This is a genomic window from Enterococcus sp. 6D12_DIV0197 (genome assembly GCF_002174385.1).
Taxonomy (GTDB): domain Bacteria; phylum Bacillota; class Bacilli; order Lactobacillales; family Enterococcaceae; genus Enterococcus_D; species Enterococcus_D casseliflavus.
The window spans coordinates 990009-1015523 of record NZ_NIBN01000001.1 but is presented as its reverse complement, the minus strand read 5'-3'; the positions used below and the strand labels follow the sequence as shown (position 1 = coordinate 1015523).

Below are 25515 nucleotides of genomic sequence, written 5' to 3'. Positions count from 1 at the left end.
TGGCAACACCTCCTAAATGACCCCTTCATATGCTGGCGGCATAGCGTATTCCAACGCATCACCTAATAAAGCGATCCCTTGATCGATCTGTGCCAATGTCGGCTTCGTAAAATTCAGCCGAAATGAATGCTCATAGCCTTTTCCCGCAACACTCATGATATTGCCTGGAATGACCGCAACTTTCGCCTCATCAAGGTAATCATAGAACCGCTCTGCGTCCATCTCAGTCGATAGGAAACAGGTGATAAAATAGCCGCCTGTTGGTTTGATAAAGGTAAGCTTATCCGTTGGCAGTGCCTGTAATGCTTGCAGCATGCGGGCATATTTCTCTTGATACAACAAGGTCAATTGGGCCACATGACCTTCGAAATCATGATGATCCATATATTCGGCCAATACCACTTGCCAATAAAAATTGGTGTGGGAATCGGCGGATTGCTTGGCCAAAATCAATTTTTCCATTGCAGGACCAGCAGCCATCATAAAACCAATCCGGCTGCTGGGTGCCAAAATTTTTGAAAAAGATCCCGCATAAATGATTCGTCCTTCGGTATCTAATGTTTTCATCTTAGGGATCGGTGTACCTTCATACAACAACTCACCGTAAGGATCGTCTTCAAAAATCAGCACATCATATTGACATGCCAATGCATAAATGGCTTTACGTTTTTCCAATGGCATTGATGTGCCTAAAGGGTTTTGGAAAGTGGGGATCAGATACAACATTTTCACTCTTGCGTCTGTTTTGAGGATTGTTTCTAAAGCGTCAAGATCCATTGATTCTGCTGCAAGATCCATCGGTACCGGCACTGGTATCGCCCCATATCCTTTGATAGCATTCACCGCACCGGAAAATGTTTGCTCCTCGCATAACACCACATCGCCTTCATTACAAAAGACTTTTACCGCCAAATCCATGGCTTGGGTCGAGCCCGAAACCACCAGCACCTCCTCTTCGTTATCGATATTTGACAATTGACGCAAACGTTCTTTGATCAAGGTCCGTAAGCGCGGATACCCCTCTGATGCCCCATACTGCAAGAAAGACTCTGGGTCCGCTTCGTTATATAATTTTTGCGAGATCTCTTTCAATGTAGCCATTGGAAATGCTTCTGTCGGTGGAAATCCGTAAGCAAAGGAAATAGCTGCTGCAGACTCCATATTTTTTTTTGCATTCTCTCTTAATGGAGATGCTTCTAATGTCATGATACGTTGTGCGAATTGATAGGCCATTCTATTTCCTCCCTACATAGTTGTTAGCCGGCCAGCTGTGTGGTAAAGCGGGCTAAAAAGGCTTTGGTTCGTTCTTCTTTGGTTTCCTCGAATACTTGTTGCGGTGTGCCTTGTTCAACAATATGTCCATTCTCCATGAAAACGACTTTGTCTGCTACTTCATACGCGAATTTCATTTCATGGGTCACCAATACCATGGTCGCACCGGCTTCCGCAATTTCTCTGAGCAGCGCCAATGTCTGTCCCACTAGTTCCGGGTCCAATGCCGAGGTAGGTTCATCAAACAAGATGACCTTAGGATTCAACGCCAACGCACGGGCAATCCCGATACGCTGTTGTTGTCCACCTGACAGTTGGCTAGGATAAAAATCTTGTCGTTCAGACAAACCGACTTGATCCAACAAAGCCTCTGCTGTTCGCAGGGCAGTTTCTTTGCTTTGTTTTTTGGTCACGATCAATGGCATCATGATATTTTCTTTGGCTGTTTTATTTTGAAACAAGGCATAATTTTGGAAAACCATCGCTGTTTGCCGTTGATGGGTCAATATTTCTTTTTTACTTGCTTTGTGCAATGTGGTGGTGGTTTCTCCCAATTGAATCACACCTTGATCTGCTCGTTCCAAAAAATTAAGACAACGCAAGAAGGTCGTTTTTCCCGAACCGGAAGGCCCCAATAAGACGACTACTTCGCCTTTAGCGACATCAAGATCAATCCCTTTTAACACTTCTTGTTTGCCGAATCGCTTATGGATATCCGTTACTTTCATCATAATGCGGCCCTCCTTAGTTTGCGCAACAGCCGATTTTCCAGTAATTGTGCCCCTTTTTCGATGACCAAACTAATCAGCCAATAAATGATCGCAACAGCCACATACGCTTCTAAAAACCGATAATTTTGCTGGGCCGTGATTTTAGCTGCCGCAAAAACATCGACAACACTGACCATGGAAGCTAAGGCCGACGCTTTAACCAACGAGATCAGCAAATTACTGAACATGGGCAATGAAATCGGCCAGGCTTGCGGGAACAGCACACGACGGATGACTTGTAAGTTCGTCATGCCGAGCGATTTGGCTGCATCGAACTGCCCTTTTTTGACTGCCGCAAATGCGCCCCTGAAAATCTCACTGCTATTGATAGCAGACATTAAACTCAAGGCGGCGATCGCTATCCAAACCATGTTGAAATCTTTAAATCGCAAAGTCCAATGCATCGACTCCGCCCAAATATCAAACTGTTTAGCAGAAATAAGATATAACGCTAAAATCACTAAAACCACTGGGACCCCTTTTAAGACCGTGACAATCACTTGCAGCACTGGTGCGAGGATCTTGATCCTATACAGACGAATCAAGGCGATGATCAACCCAACCACCGCGCCAATGACTAGTGCGGTCAACGCCATAAAAAGCGTCGTACCAATATAATGACTTGCTGTTTTCAGCGCTTCGATCATAATAGACAATTGAAAACTCATCGCCATTCCTCCCTATTCTGGGACGTAATCCCCATCTAGATATTTTTCTGATAATTCTTTGATCGTTCCATCTGCTTTCAATTCCTCTAATGCTGTATTGACCGCATCAATAAAGTCTTGGTCAGCTTCTTTGTTGAACAATAAGTAGGCATCTGAGTTGTGGACTGGTTCGCTGCCGATCTCTAGATTTTCACTAAATGAATTGTTCCAATTATCGACTTGATATTCTGGTGCTAACGTTGCATCGACCGCACCTGAAGTGACTGCTTGTACGATTTGCTCGTTGTTGTATTCCCCATAAACCAATTCAAAAGCATCGGGATTTTCTGCCAGATAAGCCTCAGCCATTGCTGCTTGGTTAGTAGCAGTCGTCACATAGACTTTTTTTCCTGCTAAATCTTCGAAGCTATCGTAGACCGTACCGGCATCTGGATCAGAGACAATATACGTATCCCAGACCACATACCCAACATCCCCATAGACGAATTTTTCTTTCCGTTCATCATTGACTTCATATTCATAGGCAGCCATCTGGACTTTATTGCTTTCTAAATTTGATAACGTCGTTGGGAAATCCGCTCCTTCAAAGGTAAAGGTATAATCAATTAATTTTTCGTCGATTGCTTTAACGACGGCGACATCATAGCCATCATATTCACCATTTTCGTCTAAATAAGCATATGGCAATGCTTCATTCCCAGTACCCACCTTGATTTCTGTTGCATCACTTGCTCCACTGCTTGCAGTGTCGGCAGAACTGCTTCCGCAAGCCCCTAAAACCAAAAGTGTCACCAATGTAATTGCACCTAAAATCGTTTTTTTCATTTGAATTCCTCCCTTTCCCTCTACCCAAAATTTTCCTATGTTGTTTTGATTTTTTGCTGTTTTTTGGTCCATGATATCAGTGGTACTTTTGCTGTTTGTTGTTTTGTTTTCGAAAAACTCATCCGACGTTCCAGACCGGTGAAAACACGTTCTAAGAGGAAGCTTAAGGTAATAAACAAGATCGCCGCACCGACATAGCCTTCAAGTGTATGGAAGGTCACTGCGCCTATCGCTCGCGCTTTGCCGACAACATCCACTACCCCAATGGTAAAAGCCAGCGATGTGTCTTGCAGCAGTGCAATCGTAGTTGTACCAAATGCAGGTAATGCGACACGGACAACTTGCGGTAAAATCACTTGTCGATACATTTGTGTTTTCGTCAATCCGCAAGCAATACTCGCTTCCTTCTGTGTGACCGGTACACTTAGAATCGCAGCCCGGAAAGTTTCAGACTGAAAGGCAGCAGTATTTAATCCGTAGGTGATATAGATGAAAATAATTTTATTCCATGAGGAAACATCGATTTGAATCATTTGTAATAAGGCGGGTACACCATAATACACAACATACAGTTGAACCAATATCGGTGTGCCTCGAATAAATGAAACGAAGACTGCCGCCAGTTGACTCAGAAATTGCACTTTTTCGACACGAATAAATGCAAGTAAAATCCCTAAAAGCAATCCTGTAATCGACGCCACTGCTACTATCATCAACGTAACCGGCAAAGCACTTAAAACCTTTGGAAAATATTCCCAAACTAATTTCCACTGAAAAAATTCCGACATATTGCCCCTCCTTTTTCTGAATATTCTGATTATTAGACAATATTACTAATGGAAAAAAATTTTTCAATAGATTCATTACTAAAACTTCATTAATTTTATAAATTCTCCCTTTTAACTAAAAAAAGAAAGATGCAAACGGCATCTTTCTTTTTAATATAAGAATATAAAATACTACCCGTGGTGCTAGTTAATTTTTTCCTAGAGGAAAATGTCTAAACATGTTGGTAAATCAACAAAAAAACGCATATAGTAGTCTCAAAACTCCCAAGAAATGAGGACTATTTAACAAACTACGATGGTTACGTCGTGACAACTGAACATTTTGACTTAGCCAATCCTGTTAATAAAGTCGATGATATCCCCGATTATGAAATGTACAGTCAAACAATCGATAGCTTAAATAAGCGTTTTGGCAATCGTGTTTTAAAAGGCATCGAAATCGGTTACATCGCTTCTGAAAAGGATCGGATCATCGACTATTTAGCCGATAAAGATTACGATTTAAAATTACTCAGTGTGCATCATAATGGTCAATTTGATTATTTAGATGACGAAGTCAAAGATATGGATCCTGCTATTGTGATTCCTCAGTATTTTGCACAACTTTCAGAAGCACTAGTTGTTATAGAAGCAGATGTCTTTGCTCATTTTGACTATGGTTTTCGGGTATTTGGTCTATCCGTTGCTGAATTTAAACAATATGAAGCGCAGTTTTTACCGATTCTAGATCAAGTAATCAAAAATAAATTGGCATTCGAATTAAATGCTAAGAGCGCTTACTTGTATGACAATTTAGCGTTATATGAATATGTCATCGATTTATATCTTTCACGTGGTGGTACCTTGTTTAGTGTTGGATCAGATGGGCATTACCTTGAACATTTCCGTTTCCATTTCGATGATCTTTTTGCTCTGTTAAAAGCAAAAGGTGTGACGGAATTAGCGATTTATCAAAAAGGAAAGCGAATTATGGTTCCATTACCAGTCTAAAAAAACGTCCTCAGCATCAAAAGTGAGGACGTTTTTTTAGATTTCTTTTTCTAAAATCGGACAAATACGATCTTGTTTTCCTAAAGGAAAATGTTTGATCCCGATTTTTTTAAATCCATGACGTTCATAAAAACGAATACCTGCATGATTTTTTTCATAAACAGTCAAACGTAAATAACGTTTTTGTTTCGTTTTAGCATAACGATTCGCTTCATCGAGTAACCGTTGCCCTAACCCTTTGTTTTGATAATCTTTGAGCAGATAGAGCCGTTGAATCTCTATAGCATCTTTTTCATCATTGACTTTCATATAACCAATGAGTATTTGATGATCCTTAATACCAATAAATTTACTGGTTGACTGTGCCAATTCTACTGCCAATATTTCAGTTGTCAATTGTGTCTGTAAATATCCTTGCATATCAAGTGGATCTGCGCCATCGATAAACGATTCATAAAAACTGACAACACTTACAACTTGTAAAGCATCTAGATCATCATAATCTAAATACGCTAGTGTGATTTGATTGTTCATCTAACTCCTCCTTTTGACATAGTATACTATAAATCACCCGTGGTGCTAGTTAATTTTAATATCCTAAAGAATATCTCAAAGTTCCTTCAAAACGTCGTTGTGCTCGACTTAATAGAACACTGTAAGCCAGTAATATGCTTTCAAATCTACTCTCTAGCCCTTTAACAGAACGTGAGTTGAAATTTTGACAACCTAATTTTTCTAAGGAAGAAAAAACAGTCTCAACTGTTTTTCTTTGTTTTCCAAGTAAGCTGTGGTCTAGTTTTTCTGATTTATCCATGTTTTTACGTGGCGGAACGGATATAGTAATGCCCTTAAGGGCAAGCTTTTCATGGATTTTATGGCTAATATATCCTTTGTCCCCTAGGATATTGGGAAGATTCGCTTCTTCCGATAAAGTCTCTAACACTTTCACGTCATGGACACCTGGATTCGTGATTGAGTAAGTAATCGGAAAGCCAGTCTTAGTAACGATCATATGAATTTTAAGACCATAAAAATAAGATTTTTTGTTGAGTTATAGCCAACTTTGGCTATTTGATTCAATAGTTTTGCTTGTCTATTTCTAACTGGTTTACATAATGGACTAGGAAAACTATCTATAATTCCGACTAGTTCACTTTTGGTGAGCTTCTTGATGAAAAAGTATCGAATAATCTTGATAGTGTAAGCTAAGTTTGAACTTAAGCGAGTGAATCGACTCCTACTAGGAAAGTCACCATTAGGAAATAAGACGGAACAAACCGCTCTATACGTGGCTCTTTGGCTAGTATAGCCATTAATTATGCCCCATATAACACAAGCAATAATCACTGTATCGCGTTGCTTCAGTTGATCAGTATTTCTTCGGTTTTTAATCTTATCTGGTACACAATTGTGGTATATGTTAGAAACAGTTCTCATAATTTCCTTGAATGTTATAAAAGTATCTGTATAATGTTCAGTATATTTTGATGAACGCATATGTAGTCCTCATTTCTTGGGAGTTTTGAGACTACTATATGCGTTTTTTTGTTGATTTACCAACATGTTTAGACATTTTCCTCTAGGAAAAAATTAACTAGCACCACGGGTAAAATACTTTAATTTTTTAGGTTCTATAATATTTAGTGTTGGTGGAAAATCTGAGAGTGTAAAATATTTTGTGTAAATAGAAAAAAGGAAGTCCCTTCTGTAGAATAGAGTTACCACAACACATTCACAGAAGAGAGGACTTCCCTATGAATGATTTTACTACAGAAATTCTAAAGACTCTAGCGAACAAAGGCGATTTGAATGAATTATTCCGTGTCCATTTGGAGAAAGCAGTCAATACGCTTCTCAAAACGGAGTTAACGGCTTTCCTAGATTACGAAAAGTATGATCGCATTGGTTTTAACACGGGTAATTCTCGTAACGGCTCCTATGACCGTACGGTCAAGACCGAGTATGGGGAACTTCATCTCCAGATTCCGCGCGACCGCAATGGTGAGTTCAAGCAACAGACTGTTCCTGCTTATAGACGGATGAATGACACGTTAGAGGAGACCGTCATTCACCTCTTCCGAAAAGGTATTACCATGTCGTAAATCGCAGACTTGATTGAGAAAATGTATGGGCATCACTACACGCCCCAAACCATGTCCAATATAACAAAATCATTTACAGAAGAGGTAACGGCGTTTAAAGGGCGGGAGCTTCATGACCGTTATGCTGCTATTTATATGGACGCAACGTATATTCCGTTAAAGCGGAAAACCGTCGCCAAGGAAGCTATTCATATCGCAGTTGGCATTCGCCCGGACGGATCAAAGGAAGTATTGAGCTATGCGATTGCACCGACTGAATCCATCACGATTTGGGAGGAAATTTTATTGGACCTTCAAGAGCGCGGTTTGAAAAATGTCCTCCTGTTCATCACGGATGGCTTAAAGGGGATGGTAGGAGCGATTAGTCGGTTCTATCCCAAAGCTCGTTTTCAACATTGTTGTGTACACGTTTCCCGTAATATCAGTCACAAAGTGCGTGTCGATGATCGTAAGGAAGTCTGTGATGATTTTAAAATGGTGTATCAAGTCTCATCTAAAGAGGTGGCGTTGGAAGCACGTGGTGCTTTTGCGGAAAAATGGAAAACCAGCTATCCAAAAGTGGTTGAATCGATTCTTTCGAACGATCACTTGCTCACTTTCTATGATTTCCCCTTGGCCATACGCAAGAGTATTTATTCTACGAACTTGATTGAATCCTTTAATAAGCAAATCAAGAAATACAGCCACCGCAAGGAACAGTTCCAAAACGAAGAGTCGATGGAACGTTTCTTAGTCTCGTCTTTTGATACTTACAATCAAAAATTCCTAGGTCACAGTCATAAAGGCTTTCAACAGGCCGAAGGCGAACTTGAACAAATGCTAAGCCAACTGATTGAGAATTAGAAACAATCTGCAGTAGGGAAGAATCATTTACACAAAATTATTGACGCTCCCCAAATAAATCATAGGAAATAAGTAAGCTAATTACTATAATTGAATACAATATTACATAAAGCAAATGTAAAAGTCCCATAGACATTTCTCCATTTCTTTTTGACTGTATACCAAGACTATAAGTATGAGATTTTACCTTTTCATTCCAACTATATAAATTTATTTTGCATATCTTTTTGCTTCTCTTATTTTATCTAGAATAAAACTTGTTTGACTATAATCAGTTAGTTCACGTATTACTTTTTTCACCGTACGATCAACAGCGCAAATACCAAACATATCAGAATAGAAGTCAGTTATTGATTTGATTGGACTAAACAATTTTTCTGATAATTCAGTTTTTTTTGAGTAATTCATTTCTAAGTACCCTTTGTCTACTAGCCGATCAATAACTAAATAAGCTGTATTCAGCTTAAATTCTGGGTATTTTTTTACAAAGTTACGTTTTGTTATCCCTCCCTCGCATTCATATAATGAAATCAAAACTCGGTATTCAATTTTAGTTAAATCTACCATCTTCAATTTCACCTCTAATAGTCCATAATATATAAAAAAATGAAGCTTGAAAAAAAATACAAATGTTACATCAAACCTCAAAATAAGTTTCTTCCTAATTATTCCAATATTTAGAATTCTATCATAATTTTTGTATCGTTTCACAAACTTCTTGATAGTTTTTATTTCCTCCGGATAAATTATAAACTTGTTTAAATCCTTTGTTCAGTAAAATATTTTGTGCTGCATTTCCAGTAACGCCTTTATTACAATAAGTTACTGTCACACATTCTTTATCCAATTCCTCATATCGATCTCTTAACTCAGCTAAAGGTATGTGAATTGCTCCCTCAATTTTCGAAGTTTCAAACTGTTTTCTTGATCTGGTATCAATAATTTGTAATTTTTCGCCGCCATCAATTCTTCTCAATAGCTCTATAGGGGTCATTAACGGGGTATCATTATTTATATCGTTGTTCAAAGCCATCCCAGTATAATGAATGGGATCTTTTGTTGTAGAAAAAGGTGGAGCATATGCTAAATCCAAGTGAAATAAATCTTCAGCAGTTGCGCCAAATGAAATAGCAGTAGCAAGCACATCGATCCGCTTATCTACCCCATCATAACCTATGATTTGAGCCCCAAGTATCTTCCCATTTTCTTTATTTGCGATTGCTTTGATCACCATTTCTTTACCATTCATATAGTCCGGCTTATTAGGTTTAATATTATATAAAGTAGTAATAGCTATATTATTTGCTAAAGCATCTTTTTCTGTGAGACCAGTTTGAGCAATTGTTAAATCAAAGAATCGTAAAATACCAGTTCCTAAGATTCCCTTGTGTCGTAGATTGCCACCTGTAATAACATCTCCTGCGATCCTTCCCATTTTATTGGCTGTTGAAGCTAAAGGTCGATAAATAGGTAGCCTAGTTATACAATCAAAACTTTCTGCAACATCACCCACAGCATAAACATTTGGAAGATTGGTTTCTAACTTATCGTTTACTTCTATAGCTCCGGTAATTCCTAATTTAATTCCCATGGATTTTGCTAATGCGGTGTTCGGCTTTACTCCGGTAGCTAATACAAAAATATCTGCCGAAAAGATAGTTCCTTTAGCCGTTTCAATAGACTTCAGACGACCATCACCGTTAACTTTTCTGACGGTTTCTTCTGGGAAAAAGGCAATGTTTTTCCTTTTCATTTCATTAATGATTCTTGAAGACATGTCCCAGTCTAAATGGGACATGGGATATTTACTTCGTTGAAGTAACGAGACCTCAAGACCTAGTCTCTGCAACTGCTCGGCCATTTCTAAACCAATATATCCAGCACCAATGACAACTGCTTTTTTTGGCTCGTTTTCATCTACAAACTTCTTGATACTTTTCCCACTCGAAATGTTTTTCACCTGAAAAACATTCTCAAAATGTCTATTAACAAATATTTCTGGGGTATTATAAACCGATCCTGTGGCCAACACTAAAACATCAAAATTATTGGTAAATGATTTTTTTGTAATTAGATTGATTCCGTGAACCAATTTTTTATCATAGTCAACCTGAGTTATTTCATGAGAGGTATGAATATCTACGTCGTACCTTTTTTTAAACCATTCAGCATTACGAGGCGTCAGTTCATCAAAGTTTTCCACTTCTCCCCCCACTGCATATGGAATCCCACAAACTGCGTAAGACACATCCATATCTTTATCATACAAAACAATCTCTGCATCTTCAGTATTCCTTCTTGCTTTTGCAGCGACACTTGTTCCAGCGGCGACAGATCCAATAATGATGATTTTCATTTCTCCACACCTATCCTTTATACGTTCTTGATTTCACTCAAAGATTCCGGATTTATGAACCCGTCTTTTGTTTTATTAGAAACCTTAACTAAAAGTAACATAACTGGCACTTCCACAAGTACGCCTACGACTGTTGCTAAAGTTGCTCCCGACTGTAATCCAAAAAGTGATATTGATACCGCTACTGCCAACTCAAAAAAGTTACTTGCTCCTATCATTCCAGCAGGAGAAGCAATATTATGTGGCAACTTCCAAACTCTTGACCAACTATAAGCAATTGTAAATATTAAAATCGTTTGAATCGTTAAAGGAATTGCAATCAATAAAATATGCAATGGATTGGAAATAATTCTTTCACCTTGGAAGGAGAAAATAATGATCAGAGTTAGTAATAAACCAATAATCGTCACTGAATCAAATTTCTTCAAGAAGACATTTTCAAAATAGGTTAAACCTCTTTTTTTTATGATCAACACTCGAGTAATGAAGCCTAAAAACAGTGGAACAACTACAAATAGAACAGTTGACAGTAATAAAGTGGCTAAAGGGACACTTACATTATCAACGCCTAGCAAAAAAGCAACAATAGGTGCAAATAATACTAGGATAATTAAATCGTTGATTGCGACTTGAACCAAAGTATAGGCAGAGTCACCTTTTGTTAGGTAGCTCCACACAAAAACCATCGCTGTACAGGGTGCAGCTCCTAGAATAACCGCACCAGCGACGTATTCTTTTGCTAGTTCTATTGGAATCAATTGTTGGAAAATCACATAAAAAAAGAGTGCTGAAATGCCATACATCGTAAACGGTTTAATAAGCCAATTAGTAACGCACGTGATAACTAATCCCTTAGGTTTTTTAGCAGCACGAACAATACTGGTAAAATCAATTTTTAACATCATAGGATAAATCATCAACCATATCAAAATAGCCGTTGGAATTGAGACCTGAAAATACTCAAATTGACTTAATGTAACAGGGATAGCTGGAGCAAACTGTCCAATCAATACTCCGATTATCATACACAAAATTACCCATAGAGTTAAATACTTTTCAAAAAAGCCTAACCCTTCAGCTTTACCTTTTGATTTCATTTTTACTTTCCTCCTACTTAGATTCTTCTTTTACTTTGCATACATAGTTGTCTTCATTATTTACAAGTAATTGTTGAATAGATTCCATAAATTCTACAACAAATTCTTCCCTCAATGAATAATGGTGCCATTGCCCTTTTTTACTTACACAAACGACACCCGCTTTTTCAAGTACTTTCATATGATGAGAAAGTGTAGGCTGCGTAAAATCAAAATATTCAAGTAAATCACATGCACACAAACTACCGCAAGAAAGCACATCTACTATTTTCATACGATTTGGATCCGCTAGAGATTTTAATACTAATGAAAGAGATTCATAATTCATTCTTCGACCCTCCTTATATAGATGGTTGTCTATATATGTAATATAGACAACCATCTATATAAGGTCAAGTTGTTTACTCATAATTTCTAAGTAAATAGGAATTAATAGCATAGTTAGTACTCTCACTATAGGTTAATTTAGCATAGAAAAACTGTTAAAGAATATTCTATCTTGAACTCCTTTATAGTTATAGCAATCAAAGAGAGCTCATAAACCCTTAAGTTTCTGACCCTTTTGTATTAAACTTGAAAATAGAAAACCATATTATTCTCATCTATTTTTGTCTTAGCGGCACAATGAATCGACAATATTAAGAGCACCCTATCCTAACAAAAAAGAGAACAATAATTGTCCTCTTTCTAATTAGATCTTTATAAATGTAATTAAAGCAGCGATTCCTGTTAGGACTGCAGGGACGAACATTACGTATGTTGATTCAATTACGTACGCATCTACAAGGTATCCTTGCATTACAGAAAATGCAAGAACTGAAATGATATTCAATATAGTAATAATATAAAGTAAGTAATTTTTATATTTTTCTCGATTATTATCCTTTTTATAGACTATAAGTAACAAAAACACTTGTAGCAAAAATGGGACAACAGTAAGAAAAAAACCGATATTTTCTAACATCAAATCAACCTCTATTCTAAAAAATTATTTATGCTACCAATTTGATCGGTATAAGAGAAGCGCTCTTTAGTTTTCATATTTACTATAGTTGGAACTTCGGTTATCTCTAACTCATTAATATACCATAAAGTAGAAGGATTAGTTTCTTTTGTGTCCGTATCTATAATCAAGAATTTTTTATCTTCATATTGAGAAGATAAAAATAGTTTAGGGGCAAATGCATTGCAATACGGACAAGATTCTCTTGTAAATAGTACATAGTCAAAGTTATTAATATCTGATTTAGTAGTCACTGAAGTTTTTGCAGAGATTTCTTTTTCATAATAACTATATGAAAATACTGATCCAGAGGTCAACTGATTTTTAAACAAAAATAATACAAGCAAAATCGAGGTCAAAGCAAAAATACTTGAAATAACTTTAATTACTATTCTCATTAAGGATTACATGCCTTTGCAACAGTACCAGCAAACGTCTTCCATTTCCTTTTTTTTCAAATACGTCCTCAATTCTATCAATTTTTTTGCAAGGATTAAACTACCTTTTATCAACTTGATTCATTAGTTATAAAGGATTTATTATTTAACGAGCTGTATTAATAATACGTTTTATTTTAATTACATACATCGTTTTTATTCTAAAAAGTAAAATTTATTTTGCTTCAAACAATATGTTCAAGACACTTGGTATTTATCCAATTTAGCATCATCTATTTTTATGTTATTTTATAAAATGTTTTAATCTCATGATATTGTAACCCCTTTCTCAAATTTAAATTTAGTGTTATACTATAAAAAAAGGGGATTAAACTATGTCGAAAATATGTTTTACGCTAACTTCAAATTCTGGTATAGGAACAACTACAATATTCGCTACTCACGCTAGACGTAATATAGATGATTTATTAGCTTATTTTTCTGAATATTATAATGTAACAGCAGGTTACCCAGAAGATAAAGATACTGTCGATATACTTGTTATCCCAGATTCCTTTGTAGCATTCATTAATAAACGCAATCTACCTGTTATTAAGGTACCTACAATTTTATTTTTAGAGAGGGACTTTGAGAAAATCAAGTTTTATATTGATAACTATTTTTTGGAAACTTCAAAAAACAAAATTCAGGTAGACAAAATATAATTCATTATTTAACAGTAGCTCTATTCAATGTCTCAGAATTTTTCATTGTTCACTCAGTTTCTTCATGCGTATGAAAGGTATTTCAAGTACCTGATGGATTTAGAATACCGAGGAAATAGTTTGTTAAATTACGAAACAATGGTGGTACTTAGGCCTTTTTTTAAGAAAGAAAAGCGATCTTTTTTGCCCTCTACGTTCCAGCCGTTTCCACCACTTAGGAGGGCAAAAAAAATAGACGTGCAAGGCACATCTGTAGAGCAAAAGGTTGATATTTCACTGAAATCTTGCTATACTAACTATGTAAAGAGGAGTTGCGCTAACAACTCCCCTACAGCACCGTTTAAGACGGTGGCAGTACTATTATTTAAACGAAAATAACCGTGACCTGCTAAAGTAGACGGTTATTTTTTTTTGTCATTTTTCACTGCTGTTAGGATGCCAAAGATGGTCGTTGCGATTAAAGAACCGAAACTAATCATTAGCCCTAATGCTTCAGCTACAGACAAAAAGCTTCTCCTTTCTAAAGAGTGAACACTTACTTTCATAAGCATCACCACCTTCCAAAAGATAGCCACCGTCACAAACTTTACTGTACTCATATTATACCATAACCCACGCTGAAAACCTATATTTATCAAGGTTTTTAGCGTTTTTTATCAACATTATTTAAGCCAATAAGCTTGTTCCTTCAGTCGCTCCAGCCACCACCACCGCTCCTTCAGAAACCGTGTTGTGGACACAACCCGAAGTGATCAATAGAAAAAAGTACCAGCATCAGGCAGAGATCTCTTGTTCTTTTAAAGCTAAAATAGACAAAGCATTCGCAAACTGCAGTAAGCTGGATTGAGAATCATCGACGATCACATTTTTCTGATAATGGATCCGATCGCTCACATGATTGATAATCCGTAGACAAAACGCATCAAAAAAATCTTTCGTCTCCGATCGGTGATTTCTGGTTTATATGGATGGCTAGTGGCCGTCAGACCCAAAGAAAATAAATGGTGAACATAAAGAAACTCTTGTTTGAACTGCTGATTTTCTTGAACAAAGCTAGAGTGTTTGATTTCTGGTATATCTTGGTCTAAGAGCGAATACGTAGAATGGATCGGCGGCATCCTCGTCAATCCCATCCTTTCTCTTGAAACAAGATAACTAGAGAGCATCGATCCGATCTCTCTTTTGGTTTTATCCCAATCAATCACCTTTTTTTCAGGTAATTCAAATTGGTGAACATCAAATAATCGAACGTTTTTCCTCTTTTCATATTAAAGTAGTCACTGTTGTATGAGTATGGTTTACTCATACAGGCTTTGGCTAAGACGAAGGTGTAGCTTATACTATTGTCATTTGTTTTTTAGACACGAAAAAGCCCACGAGAGAATCATCGTGGGCTTTTTATAGATTAACTTATATCAGAGAATCAAACTCTAATATTAGTTAGAAATAAATAATGCACCTGAATAAGTTGCAATGTAAGAATTTCCACTTTTTTTAGATGATTGGAAAGTCAAAGTTCCTCTGTACCAAGCATTATATTTATATTCACTATATTTTGTACTTGATGGAAAATTTGTATTGCTGAAGGTCATTGTAATTGTTTTGTTATACGATCTGATTGGGACAACAGCTGCGGCTATAAAACTAGAATCGTTATTGTTACTTTTTTCTGGTTCGATTGAAATCCCTTCTAAAGAACCTAAATACCCCTTTTCAAATTCTAAATACTGTTCATCGTTCACTTCTACTTTTGCACTATTACCATTTATCTCTGCGCTATCAGTAACCGTAGAAGCATTTGCCTCATGTGAAAATACCATAAAAGATCCTAACGCAAGTAACATAACCATCAATTTTTTCATGCAATTAACTCCTTCTTATAAATATTTTTACATTTTAAAAATACCATGAGGAATTTTTTTAATCAACAAATCTATTTTGAACGATCCAACAATCATTATTTATTCTTCAACACTTAGAAATTGACTAGCTATTACCAAAATAGTAAGCTAAAGCTATGTTGATTATATGAGGTTAAAAAATCCAATAAGTGCACCTTTTATTTTCAACTCTCTCAGTGCCAACGTTACCAAACGTTGGCACTTTTTTGAGTTTTATTTCTGCAATCATTGGCTTTTGTATAATTAAAAAGGTAAATCATCATTTGACACATCAATTGCCGAACTGCTTTGTGCAAATGGATCCGTTTCTTGTTTTGGTAGCGGCGGCGGTGTTGGTTTGTTTTTTTCAGCTGTTTCGTTGGATTCATTCGCACGCTGCTCAGACACATCTTTAGTTCTTCTTGTCTATGATAAAATTTATTAAACAGTTTGAAAGTAAAAACTATTCAAAGAAAGTGGGCGATAACAATGGGATTTTGGTATTTTTTAACGTTAGCTGTCGGTATAACTTACGTGAAAGTGCCCCGTGTTGTAATGGATTTCGCCGACACTGATTGTTGATCCATTTAATTTTTCTTTCTCATAAAGGACGTTCATCATTTTTCTACCGGCCATGATCAACGGTTCCCTTTTTAATTCATTTGAATATGGATTGTAAATGCCTGCTTCAATCAATGCTTTTGTATCGAAAGACACCACATCTTGAAACAATACAGATTCATTTTTGTTCGCTCGATCGAATAATTCTTTGTATTGTTCAACTTCTTGTTGCGTCAAATCATCATTGTTGAAATCAAACATCCCTGTATTCAGCGACCATATTTTTTCTTGCGTTTCTTTTTGCATGATCTCAATTTGCGCTTTTGATAAAGTCGAATAATCAGCGAGACGTTTGTAGATCTCACCTAATGATACTCTTTCTTCAGCTGTCAATTTTAATTGAGCGAGTAACGCATTTTTTCGATCCATATAATCCAAATAACCTTCAAATGATTGACTAGGATCGTCATTCTTATTCGTTAGGTCATTGATCATTTCATTTTGAAGAATCTGATTGATCACTTCGTTTCGAGTGACTTTCTTTCCTGTATTAAAGGTTTGTTTCTTAGCTCGCTGTTCGAGGTACGCAACCAATGGCTCGTTTTCAATTATTAAAGTAAATCTTGGCATGAGAAAACCTCCAGCTATTTAATCATTATGAATCTTGTGAGTGCCTAAAAGAGTTAGAACAATGAAAGAGCATAAGGTAGATACCCCCACCTTCTAGTTAGAAGGTGGAAAATAGGCTGTGCCTATTGGGTTTTAAGAGATTTCAAAGTGATATCATTGAGGCTTTTTTAGTGAAACCCAGATACCACTACCGATGGCACCTAGGTGGCACTTTTTACAAAAAGTACCACCTAGGTGCCATCATCAACCCTCAATTATTTTGGTAAATATTGGGAAACAATATCATTAAAATCACGTTCTTTTTTGACATCTTCTTGAACAGATTTGACCTTTTTCTTTTCTTCTTTCTTTGATTCGTCCTTCCTATTTTTGAAGCGATAGTTCTTATTTCGAACAACTTTCTTACTCATTGTGACTGCTTCTTGATAAACATCAGAAGAAAAAAGTTCTTGTATTTTGGTATGATCTTGCTCCAATTTTGCATTGGTCATAATCTCTAATAATGACAAAGAATCCAATACTTTTTTTTCGAAATTTATTTCTTTTCTCACCCGATTAAGTAATTCAAGTAGTGCATATCGAATCATCGGACTGTCTTTAATATCCTCGTCAACGGGCAGATAGGTTTTTAATTCTTTCAAAGCATCTTCATGTTCCGTGTCTAAAAATACCGGAATTCGTTTCTTTGACATGCTATCTCACACACCTTTTTTTAGTTCGTCAATTTTCGATTCAATCAACTGACTCGTCTTTTCGATATCAGAAATTTTGGTTTGATTTTCCAATCGTTCAATTTGACCGATTTCAACGATTAATTAAGTGGAGTACACCTTTCCAATACCTGGAACACCGGGCAAATATTGATATTCTCGAATGCCGACAAATAATTGCTTGATTGCTTTTCCAAGTCTTTGATGTTCTTTTCAAGCGCACGAATTTCACGTACAAGAACACTTAGAACGACATTGATGGATTCTTGTGCAAGTCTACCTAAACGATAACTCATGGTAAATGCACGTTGAATGATTTGGCAATTTTTTCTGGATCTTTAAAGCAACCTTTTCCTTCTTCTTGTAGTAAGTCACAGAACGCCTCTAAGGCTTCTTTAGCTATAGTCGCAGCATCCGCAATATTTCCATAGTTAATGCAATTCCTTTTACGGTATCTTCACCCATGACAACCATTCTAAAAATTTTCGCTAACTCGTCCATTCCAGCTGGAAAAGAATCCCAAAAATCAATATAATAATTACAATTTTTAATGATTTGTATTCAAAAATCACATGAATGGTTTGACGTGGCAATTAATAATAATACTTTAGCAATCAACAAGATGATTGACGGTATGTGCTTAAAGAAGAAAAATAGCTAGGAGATTTTTGAGAGATGACTGGTAAATTTAAAGATGAATTATTAACTGTTGTTGCAGATAATGATTTAAAAAATATTATTCAGTTAAGAAGATACTTTGAAAATCATAGTGATGAATTTACGTTCAAAAATATCACTCGTTTTCATCAAACCATTAATAATAATATCGATGTTTTTGGTCTATATTTTGGGGGTAATCTTCAAAATTAAATGCACTTAAATATAAAAGCCCCCTGACGAAAGTCGAAGGGGGTTTTTATTTTGGTTTGAGGTTTGCATACCTACCGAAAAGGTAGAGTAGCAAAACGTCAAACAGGTATCAGCTAAATGCACCATAAGGGTGCGCTGATACTCGGCTCAAAAGAGCCGACAGAGCCGTCTGCAAGACCCCTCGGAGAGCCCACACTTTACCTTGTAAAGTATAGTGGGTTATACTTTACAAGGAAGTAGTCACCGAATTCCAGTTAGAAATTACTTTGTAACTACGTTTTGAGGAGGAGTAAAATGCTTTCCTACGTTCGACATTACCCATTAGCGATAGCTAAATTAATGTGTCTGTGCTCTCCTAAAATCTGCTGATTTATTACTGACTAATACAGGAGGTTTTTTTATGGGACAGACAATCATATCTGCTATTGGTGTTTATATTTCCACCAGTATCGATTATTTAATTATTTTAATTATTTTATTTGCACAGCTATCACAGAATAAACAGAAATGGCATATTTATGCGGGGCAATATCTAGGAACTGGCTTACTTGTAGGGGCGAGTTTAGTTGCTGCTTATGTCGTCAATTTCGTGCCTGAAGCATGGATGGTTGGATTGCTTGGTTTAATCCCTATCTATTTAGGGATTCGCTTTGCAATTGTTGGAGAAGGTGAGGAAGAAGAAGAGGAAGAAATTATTGAAAGATTAGAACAAAGCAAGGCAAATCAACTGTTTTGGACAGTCACATTGCTGACAATTGCGTCTGGCGGAGATAATTTAGGTATCTATATACCTTATTTTGCTTCGTTAGATTGGTCACAGACCCTCGTGGCGTTGCTTGTGTTTGCAATCGGCATAATTATCTTTTGCGAGCTTAGTCGGGTGCTATCTTCTATTCCGTTAATATCCGAGACAATTGAAAAATACGAGCGAATCATTGTGCCCTTAGTATTCATTCCACTTGGACTATACATCATGTATGAAAGTGGCACGATTGAGACTTTTCTGAACTTTATTTTATAGATAAAAAAGCCCCTTAAATGGGGCTTTTCTTATATTTTTTTGAATCCTAACCTCAAACCTCAGATACGTTTTTTTACCGCTAATTCGCCAAACCAAAGAATGGAGGACTTATGATGAGTTATTTAGTCGCAAGAATGCAAAAGATGAAAGCTGGAAATTTAGTCGGAATGGGTAATCATAATCAACGGTTAACTGACAATCATTCAAACAAAGATATTGATACGGAACGCTCGTATTTGAATTATGATTTGGTCAATCGCACAGACAATTACAAAACGGATATTCAGCAATTTATTAACGATAACAAATCAAGTAGTCATGCCGTCAGAAAAGATGCTGTATTAATAAACGAATGGATCATAACTTCTGACAACCAATTTTTTAAAGATAAAGACGATAAAGAAATTAAAGATTTTTTCGAACAGGCGAAAGATTACTTCGCTGAAAAATTTGGCGATAATAATATTCGTTACGCTCAAGTTCACTTGGACGAAACGACACCTCATATGCACTTAGGGATTGTGCCATTTAACGCTGAACATAAGCTATCTGCAAAGACAGTCTTTAATCGACAAGCCTTTCAGGCGGTACAAGACGAGTTGCCAACGTACTTGCAAGAGCGAGGGTTTAACCTTGAACGTGGCGAAAAAGGGTCAGAGCGTAAAAATTTAACTGTGTCTGAATATAAAAAGGCGAAAGACGAATTGAAAGAGATGACTACCACGCTGGAACAGCGGAAGTCAGAAGTTTTAGCGTTATCGAACGATAAAACACCAACAATCAAGAAAGAGAGTTTAGATTTAAAAGACGAAACGAAAACGGTCAAAGTACCAAGTGGCGAAACCATTGATATTGGTAAGTTGCGACATGAATTTATGAAAAATGAAGAACGTAAAACAGGAAATGTGATTATTCCTAAAGATAAATTAAATGCTTTAATACAAGGCTATGAAGATTTATATAGCTCAAATGAGCGATTAAAGAAATATGTGGAAACTGATTTACCTAAAGAAATCACTAAAGTTAAAGGGAAATATAGCGAATTAGTGAAAGAATACAATGATTTAGTGCGTAAGAGTAATCGGAATATTGAAACAATTGAAGATTTAGAAAAAGAGAATAAGTCGCTTAAAAACGAAATTAAGGGCATTTACAGAGGTTTTACGGCTTTCTTTGAGAAATCTAAGAGTGTAACGGCTGAACAGATAAAAACGCTAGTAGAATGTGTTGTCAGTGAAGTGAAAGAGTTTGGGCATTTATTGTGTATCCAGAGAGTGCGCCAAAAAATTGACGAGAGATTTTAGACGAAACGCATATGCGTTGGATTGAAAGTCCCTTGCATGATAAAGATTTCAATCCTGATGGAACGATCAAAAAACCGCATTGGCATGTAATGTTATCGGCTGATGGGCCGATTACGTTAAAAGCAGTTGAGAAAATTATTGAACCTTTGAATGTGCCTGCACCACAAAAAGTTGGTTCAGGACGTGGAATGATTAGATATTTTATTCATTTGGATAATCCTGAAAAATATCAATATTCACGTGATGAAATAGTTGGTCATGGTGGTGCTGATGTTGAAAGTTATTTTGAATTAACGAAAACAAATAAAATAAGTGTGATGAAAGATATTGCCACTTATATTTACGAAAATGAGATTGATAATTATGCTGACTTTCTAGGCTTCTAAAACAAAACTACACCAAGAAAGGATATCACCATGGATCATTGTACTAAAAAATTGGGTTCTATGATAAATAGTGTTGGTGACCAATACTATTTGACACAGAACCATTTAACTTAACTTGATGCAAATAATAACTTATCTAAATCAAATATCTCAACATATTTTTGAGTATGCTGTTTAATTAAACCTCTCTCTTCCAATGATGAGAACTTACGACTTATTGTTTCTGGGGTTGTACCCAAGTACGAGGCTAGATCTTTTTTCGACATTGGTAAAGTCACATAAGTATGGTTTTCTTCATCTTCAACGTATTCTGATAGAAAATCAATAATACGAGACTCTACTTGCTCCATACCAACCTGCATCGTTTGCTTTTCTGATACCTGTAAACGTTTCGTAACATCTGATAGTATTCTTCTCATAATTTCTGGGTAAGCGCCTAAATAGTCATCCATATCCTTTTTATGAATTCTACATATGCTCACTTCTGATATTGCTTCAGCATAATTAGAATGGTAACTTTCAGTTTGAAAAATAGCCACTTCTCCCATAAAATCACCAGGATTTAATATGCGTACAGTTTGTTCACGACCAGATTCATTTAAGTTATAAACACGTACACGCCCATTATTTATAATATAAAGTGTGTCATCTTTATCACCATTTCCAAATAACAACGCATTCTTTGCATAATGTACTTCTTGCGCTGATTGCGCAATTAAACTCATTTGTTCTTCATTTAGGTGATTAAAAATCGGAACTAAACGTATACAATCTATATGACTATGGTGGTGATGGTGTGCCATACAGCTTTCCTCCTAATTAATCGTTATCTATATAGTCATCATCTTCTAACGCATCCTTGTTAACAAAGGCTTGAAGTTGCCAAATATTGATATCTAAGTAATCTTTATAACTAATTAGTAAATCTTCTAATGCATCATCTGCTTCTTCTTGTGCTAAACGCATTGCACGAACGGTAAATTCACGATTAGTCCTAAAATCTTCTACTAACTGTATGACCATTTCTTCAGCAGAATAATATTTTTCAGACGGATCTTCAGAAATTATTGTAAATTCCTGAAATTCAGTAGTTGTTGAAGCTGGCTTAAATCCTGAAGCTAGTAAACGTTCTGCAATCTTATCAAACCATGTCTCATTCTCATTGTATAAATTCTCAAAAACACTATGCAATGAATAGAAATTTGTGCCTTTTACATACCAATGATATTGATGTAATTTTACATGTAAGGTATGGATATTAGCAAGTATATGATCCGTGACAGCTACATCATTAATCTTGGTATGATGAATGTGTTCTTTATATGCTTTTTCAGCAGCTAATTTTTCTTGTCTTTCATTTACTGTTGTCATTTTATACACCTTCCTTTACTTTTGAACTAATAACTGAATATCCTAGGTTTTCAATAGCTCTTTCAATTGTACTCAAATTGACTTGTTCTTCATCAAAATCTACTTTTACCTTACTTGCATTGAACAGTACTTTTACAGAATCTTTTTCTACACCAGCTGTCTGTTTTAAACCACTTTCAATTTTTTGTAAACATGATGGACAAGTTAATGTTTCTAATTTTAATGTTGCTTTAGTCATATCTATCACTCCTTTAAATAAATTATACAGGACATTTCTTTTAAGATAATTGACATAGATCAATTATCTTAATTGATATCTTCTTAATCTCATTGCATTTAAAATAACTACTAAAATACTCGCCTCATGAACTAACATACCTATCGACATAGACATCCATTCACTAAATATTAAACTAACCAATAATATTATCACCACACCAACAGCAATTAGAATATTTTGTCTCATATTCGCATATGTCCCTTTAGCTAAACCTAAAGCATGGGGGAGACGATTAAAATTGGAATTCATTAGAACAATATCTGAACTTTCAATAGCCACATCTGTCCCATTTCCCATAGCAATCCCTACTTCTGCAGTAGCTAGAGAAGGGCTATCGTTCACACCATCACCAATAAAAGCAATAATTTCACCAGTAGACTGTCTTTCTTTTAGAAACGCTTGCTTGTCCTCAGGTAACATATCGCCATGAGCCTCGGATAATCCTAGCTCCTTTTTAACTAAATTAACTGTGCCTTGATTATCCCCTGATAATACAGTGAGATTTTTAACACCAAGTGATTTTAATTTTTGTAGGTCTTGTTTAACACCTGCTCGAACTTGGTCACGGATTCCCATTAAAATAATTAACTTACGATCAACTGCCGTTAATACAATACTCTTCTTTTTTTTTCAAGAACTCAAAAAAGCGGAAAATCCCAGATTTAAAAATCTGAGTTTCCGCTTTTGTCATTTCAAGGATGGACTATTGTCTCAGCCTCTTCTAATTTATTCTTAAGATATTTTTACTTTCTCTGCAGGTGCTGATACTTCTTTTTGTTCTTTTCGACCTTTCAACTTATACTTCATTAATCTCATGCCATTGAAAATTACCACCAAGATACTACCTTCATGAACCAACATTCCGATAGACATATTCATCCATTCGCTGAAGAAGACGCTGGTCAACAAGACCAACACTACTCCAATTGAAATCACGATATTTTGTTTCATATTATTTGCGGTGGCTTTTACTAATCCTAATGCGTGAGGCAAGTTGCTGAAGTTCGAGTTCATTAAAACGACATCGGATGTTTCAATCGCTACGTCCGTTCCGCTTCCCATTGCGATTCCAATGTCTGCTAAAGCTAAGGACGGACTATCGTTAACGCCATCTCCAACAAAGGCTACAATTTGACCACGTTGTTGAAGTTTTCCGATATAAGCCGATTTGTCTTCCGGCAACATGTGGCCGTGAGCTTCGGTCAAACCAAGTTCGCCGGCGACCACATCAACGGTTCCTTGGTTATCTCCTGAAAGAACGACTAGATTTTTCACGCCCAAGTCTTTTAATTCCTGCAAATTAGCTTTCACACCCGGACGGACTTGATCGCGAATGCCCATCAGTACTTTTAATTCACCGTCGACCGCTGTCAAAACGAGAGAGTTCCCTTGTTGTTCAAACCGTTTGACATCTTTTTGCACTTTTTTGCTGAGAGTGACATTTTCTTTTTCCATCAAGGCCACATTCCCAACAGCCACTCTATGTCCAGCTACACTTGAAACGATTCCGCCGCCTTTCACGACTTCAGTTCCTTCAACAGGATAAAAATTTGTTTCTCCAATTTGATTTAAGACCGCTTTTGCTAATGGATGATCTGATTCCCGTTCCACACTGGCCAGATAGCCAAGCGTTTCAGCAGAATCTTTTTCATACAGTTCAGTCGCTGCAACGGTTGGGTTTCCGACAGTTAAAGTACCTGTCTTATCAAATACAATTGTATCCACATTGCTGAAGTCTTGAATGACTTCACTCCCTTTTAAAAGAACACCGTTACGAGCACCATTCCCGATACCGGCAACGTTTGAGACAGGCACTCCGATAACTAATGCGCCTGGGCAACCTAGAACCAAGATGGTGATTGCTAACTCAATATTTTGACTGAACGCCCATACAACAATTGCCAGAACCAAGACAGCTGGTGTGTAGTATTTAGAAAAGCGATCAATGAACCGTTCCGCTTCGGATTTAGAATCTTGTGCTTCTTCCACGAGTTCAATAATTTTTCCAAATGTGGTGTCCTCACCAACTCGGTCAGCTCTGATTTGAATCGTTCCGTTTTCTAAAATGGTTCCTGCAAAAACTTCTGCATCAGCTAGCTTGTTGACTGGAACAGCTTCACCTGTAATGCTAGCTTCATTGATATGCCCTTCACCCGTAAGGACTATGCCATCTACTGGAACTTTCGCACCCGTTTTAACGAGCAAGATATCCCCTTCATCTATATCATCCACTTCTACTTCTTCAAATTCGCCATTATCCATTTGTTTCAAGGCGCTTTCGGGTGCCATTTCAGTCAATTCTTTGATAGCAGATCGCGTTTGGTTCAATGTTCGTTGTTCCAAGTAATGTCCGAATAAGAATAAGAACGTGACAATAGCCGATTCTTCATAATTTTGAATAAAAAGCGCACCAATCGCTGCAATACTGACTAAGACATCAATACTGATGACTTTGACTTTCATTGCTTGAAACGCTTGAATGGCAATTGGCGTAATCCCAAAGACAGAGGCGATGATCAAAGACCACTCTGAAAGTCCTACGTTTTCTAAAACAAAGTGACTGAAGAAACCGAGTACGATTAACAATCCACTGATGACGGTGATAACATTTTTCTTGCTTAATATATATTGTTGCATGCTTTTTCCCTCCAAATTTAATTTCTCTTTTATTGATAAACACAGTATA

General features: G+C 36.5%; 28 protein-coding genes and 3 pseudogenes. 7 read left to right on the top strand and 24 right to left on the bottom strand.

Annotated features, from left to right (window positions below; genetic code table 11):
- Positions 1–12: 12 nt before the first annotated feature.
- Genes A5867_RS04925 through A5867_RS04905 form a run of 5 tightly spaced genes read right to left on the bottom strand, consistent with a single transcriptional unit; the run spans position 13 to position 4323 of the window.
- Positions 13–1233 (bottom strand): PLP-dependent aminotransferase family protein, encoded by a 1221-nt coding sequence (locus tag A5867_RS04925; RefSeq protein ID WP_005470347.1) that lies wholly within the window; start codon positions 1231–1233, stop codon positions 13–15.
- A 23-nt stretch (positions 1234–1256) separates the two neighbouring features.
- Positions 1257–2003 (bottom strand): amino acid ABC transporter ATP-binding protein, encoded by a 747-nt coding sequence (locus A5867_RS04920; protein WP_003125420.1) that lies wholly within the window; start codon positions 2001–2003, stop codon positions 1257–1259.
- Positions 2000–2710, bottom strand: a complete 711-nt coding sequence (locus tag A5867_RS04915; protein WP_087626994.1) for an amino acid ABC transporter permease — start codon at positions 2708–2710, stop codon at positions 2000–2002. The genes A5867_RS04920 and A5867_RS04915 overlap by 4 nt, the downstream gene beginning before the upstream one ends.
- A gap of 12 nt (positions 2711–2722) precedes the next feature.
- Positions 2723–3535, bottom strand: a complete 813-nt coding sequence (locus A5867_RS04910) for a transporter substrate-binding domain-containing protein (RefSeq protein ID WP_087626993.1) — start codon at positions 3533–3535, stop codon at positions 2723–2725.
- 35 nt (positions 3536–3570) lie between these two features.
- Positions 3571–4323, bottom strand: a complete 753-nt coding sequence (locus A5867_RS04905; RefSeq protein WP_087626992.1) for an amino acid ABC transporter permease — start codon at positions 4321–4323, stop codon at positions 3571–3573.
- A 306-nt stretch (positions 4324–4629) separates the two neighbouring features.
- Here A5867_RS04905 and A5867_RS04900 point away from each other — a divergent pair, with 306 nt between their 5' ends.
- On the top strand, positions 4630–5313 hold the full coding sequence (locus A5867_RS04900) for a PHP domain-containing protein (protein ID WP_144772177.1): 684 nt from the start codon (positions 4630–4632) through the stop codon (positions 5311–5313).
- 36 nt (positions 5314–5349) lie between these two features.
- Here A5867_RS04900 and A5867_RS04895 read toward each other — a convergent pair whose 3' ends face one another.
- The gene (locus A5867_RS04895; RefSeq protein WP_002295755.1) at positions 5350–5847 is read right to left on the bottom strand and encodes a GNAT family N-acetyltransferase; all 498 of its coding nucleotides are present in this window, start codon (positions 5845–5847) and stop codon (positions 5350–5352) included.
- A 55-nt stretch (positions 5848–5902) separates the two neighbouring features.
- A protein-coding gene (locus A5867_RS04890) for an IS982-like element ISEfm1 family transposase (protein WP_087626990.1) occupies positions 5903–6810 on the bottom strand; the annotation gives its coding sequence in 2 pieces (ribosomal slippage) (positions 5903–6354 and positions 6354–6810; 909 coding nt in all).
- 257 nt (positions 6811–7067) lie between these two features.
- Between A5867_RS04890 and A5867_RS04885 the strand changes: the two are divergent.
- Positions 7068–8258: pseudogene (locus A5867_RS04885) on the top strand (IS256-like element ISLgar5 family transposase).
- 210 nt (positions 8259–8468) lie between these two features.
- On the opposite strand, the gene A5867_RS04880 reads toward A5867_RS04885, so the two are convergent.
- From A5867_RS04880 to A5867_RS04855, 5 genes are all read right to left on the bottom strand, one after another.
- Positions 8469–8825, bottom strand: coding sequence for a hypothetical protein (locus tag A5867_RS04880; protein ID WP_223597931.1), 357 nt, complete (start codon positions 8823–8825; stop codon positions 8469–8471).
- Positions 8826–8946: 121 nt separating this feature from the next.
- A complete protein-coding gene (locus A5867_RS04875; RefSeq protein ID WP_086293232.1) occupies positions 8947–10614 on the bottom strand; it encodes an FAD-dependent oxidoreductase in 1668 nt (555 codons plus the stop codon).
- Between the two features lie 17 nt (positions 10615–10631).
- Positions 10632–11711 carry an ACR3 family arsenite efflux transporter gene (arsB, locus tag A5867_RS04870; protein WP_086293234.1) on the bottom strand — a complete coding sequence of 360 codons (1080 nt, stop codon included), beginning with the start codon at positions 11709–11711 and terminating at the stop codon, positions 10632–10634.
- Between the two features lie 13 nt (positions 11712–11724).
- Positions 11725–12039: a metalloregulator ArsR/SmtB family transcription factor gene (locus A5867_RS04865; RefSeq protein ID WP_086293236.1), complete on the bottom strand. Its 315-nt coding sequence runs from the start codon at positions 12037–12039 to the stop codon at positions 11725–11727.
- Positions 12040–12686: 647 nt separating this feature from the next.
- Entirely contained in the window at positions 12687–13112 is a 426-nt protein-coding gene (locus tag A5867_RS04855) for a thioredoxin family protein (RefSeq protein WP_086293238.1), read from the bottom strand.
- A gap of 374 nt (positions 13113–13486) precedes the next feature.
- Here A5867_RS04855 and A5867_RS04850 point away from each other — a divergent pair, with 374 nt between their 5' ends.
- Positions 13487–13816, top strand: coding sequence for a hypothetical protein (locus A5867_RS04850; protein WP_087626988.1), 330 nt, complete (start codon positions 13487–13489; stop codon positions 13814–13816).
- Positions 13817–14217: 401 nt separating this feature from the next.
- Here the strand turns inward: A5867_RS04850 and A5867_RS04845 are convergent, their stop codons facing one another.
- From A5867_RS04845 to A5867_RS18310, 7 genes and pseudogenes are all read right to left on the bottom strand, one after another.
- A complete protein-coding gene (locus A5867_RS04845) occupies positions 14218–14361 on the bottom strand; it encodes a putative holin-like toxin (protein ID WP_249270015.1) in 144 nt (47 codons plus the stop codon).
- Positions 14362–14706: 345 nt separating this feature from the next.
- The gene (locus A5867_RS18150) at positions 14707–14949 is read right to left on the bottom strand and encodes a hypothetical protein (protein WP_010750033.1); all 243 of its coding nucleotides are present in this window, start codon (positions 14947–14949) and stop codon (positions 14707–14709) included.
- 303 nt (positions 14950–15252) lie between these two features.
- The gene (locus A5867_RS04835) at positions 15253–15678 is read right to left on the bottom strand and encodes a hypothetical protein (protein ID WP_086293244.1); all 426 of its coding nucleotides are present in this window, start codon (positions 15676–15678) and stop codon (positions 15253–15255) included.
- A gap of 282 nt (positions 15679–15960) precedes the next feature.
- Positions 15961–16104 carry a hypothetical protein gene (locus A5867_RS04830; protein ID WP_242596012.1) on the bottom strand — a complete coding sequence of 48 codons (144 nt, stop codon included), beginning with the start codon at positions 16102–16104 and terminating at the stop codon, positions 15961–15963.
- 105 nt (positions 16105–16209) lie between these two features.
- A complete protein-coding gene (gene mobL, locus A5867_RS04825; protein ID WP_249270014.1) occupies positions 16210–16887 on the bottom strand; it encodes a relaxase MobL in 678 nt (225 codons plus the stop codon).
- Between the two features lie 254 nt (positions 16888–17141).
- Entirely contained in the window at positions 17142–17579 is a 438-nt protein-coding gene (locus A5867_RS17895) for a hypothetical protein (protein ID WP_170924071.1), read from the bottom strand.
- Between the two features lie 126 nt (positions 17580–17705).
- Positions 17706–18002 (bottom strand): annotated as a pseudogene (locus A5867_RS18310) (IS110 family transposase); the annotation flags it as partial.
- 270 nt (positions 18003–18272) lie between these two features.
- Here A5867_RS18310 and A5867_RS04810 point away from each other — a divergent pair.
- The 4 genes from A5867_RS04810 (at position 18273) to A5867_RS04795 (ending at position 21178) form a co-directional block, all read left to right on the top strand.
- A complete protein-coding gene (locus A5867_RS04810; protein ID WP_086293246.1) occupies positions 18273–18467 on the top strand; it encodes a hypothetical protein in 195 nt (64 codons plus the stop codon).
- A 400-nt stretch (positions 18468–18867) separates the two neighbouring features.
- Positions 18868–19488, top strand: a complete 621-nt coding sequence (locus A5867_RS04805) for a CadD family cadmium resistance transporter (protein ID WP_005237707.1) — start codon at positions 18868–18870, stop codon at positions 19486–19488.
- Between the two features lie 113 nt (positions 19489–19601).
- Positions 19602–20792, top strand: coding sequence for a MobV family relaxase (mobV, locus tag A5867_RS04800; RefSeq protein ID WP_087626986.1), 1191 nt, complete (start codon positions 19602–19604; stop codon positions 20790–20792).
- An 11-nt stretch (positions 20793–20803) separates the two neighbouring features.
- Positions 20804–21178 (top strand): Rep family protein, encoded by a 375-nt coding sequence (locus tag A5867_RS04795; protein WP_087626985.1) that lies wholly within the window; start codon positions 20804–20806, stop codon positions 21176–21178.
- Positions 21179–21288: 110 nt separating this feature from the next.
- Here A5867_RS04795 and A5867_RS04790 read toward each other — a convergent pair whose 3' ends face one another.
- The 5 genes and pseudogenes from A5867_RS04790 to A5867_RS04770 all read right to left on the bottom strand — a co-directional run bounded on the left by A5867_RS04790 (position 21289) and on the right by A5867_RS04770 (position 25466).
- Positions 21289–21981, bottom strand: a complete 693-nt coding sequence (locus A5867_RS04790; protein ID WP_005225225.1) for a Crp/Fnr family transcriptional regulator — start codon at positions 21979–21981, stop codon at positions 21289–21291.
- A gap of 16 nt (positions 21982–21997) precedes the next feature.
- Complete coding sequence (locus A5867_RS04785) at positions 21998–22549, bottom strand: DNA starvation/stationary phase protection protein (protein ID WP_087626984.1); 552 nt, start codon at positions 22547–22549, stop codon at positions 21998–22000.
- Between the two features lies 1 nt (position 22550).
- Positions 22551–22787 carry a heavy-metal-associated domain-containing protein gene (locus tag A5867_RS04780; protein ID WP_005225223.1) on the bottom strand — a complete coding sequence of 79 codons (237 nt, stop codon included), beginning with the start codon at positions 22785–22787 and terminating at the stop codon, positions 22551–22553.
- A 63-nt stretch (positions 22788–22850) separates the two neighbouring features.
- Positions 22851–23447, bottom strand: a pseudogene (locus tag A5867_RS04775) (HAD-IC family P-type ATPase); the annotation flags it as partial.
- A 114-nt stretch (positions 23448–23561) separates the two neighbouring features.
- Positions 23562–25466 (bottom strand): heavy metal translocating P-type ATPase, encoded by a 1905-nt coding sequence (locus tag A5867_RS04770; RefSeq protein WP_087626983.1) that lies wholly within the window; start codon positions 25464–25466, stop codon positions 23562–23564.
- Positions 25467–25515 lie beyond the last annotated feature (49 nt).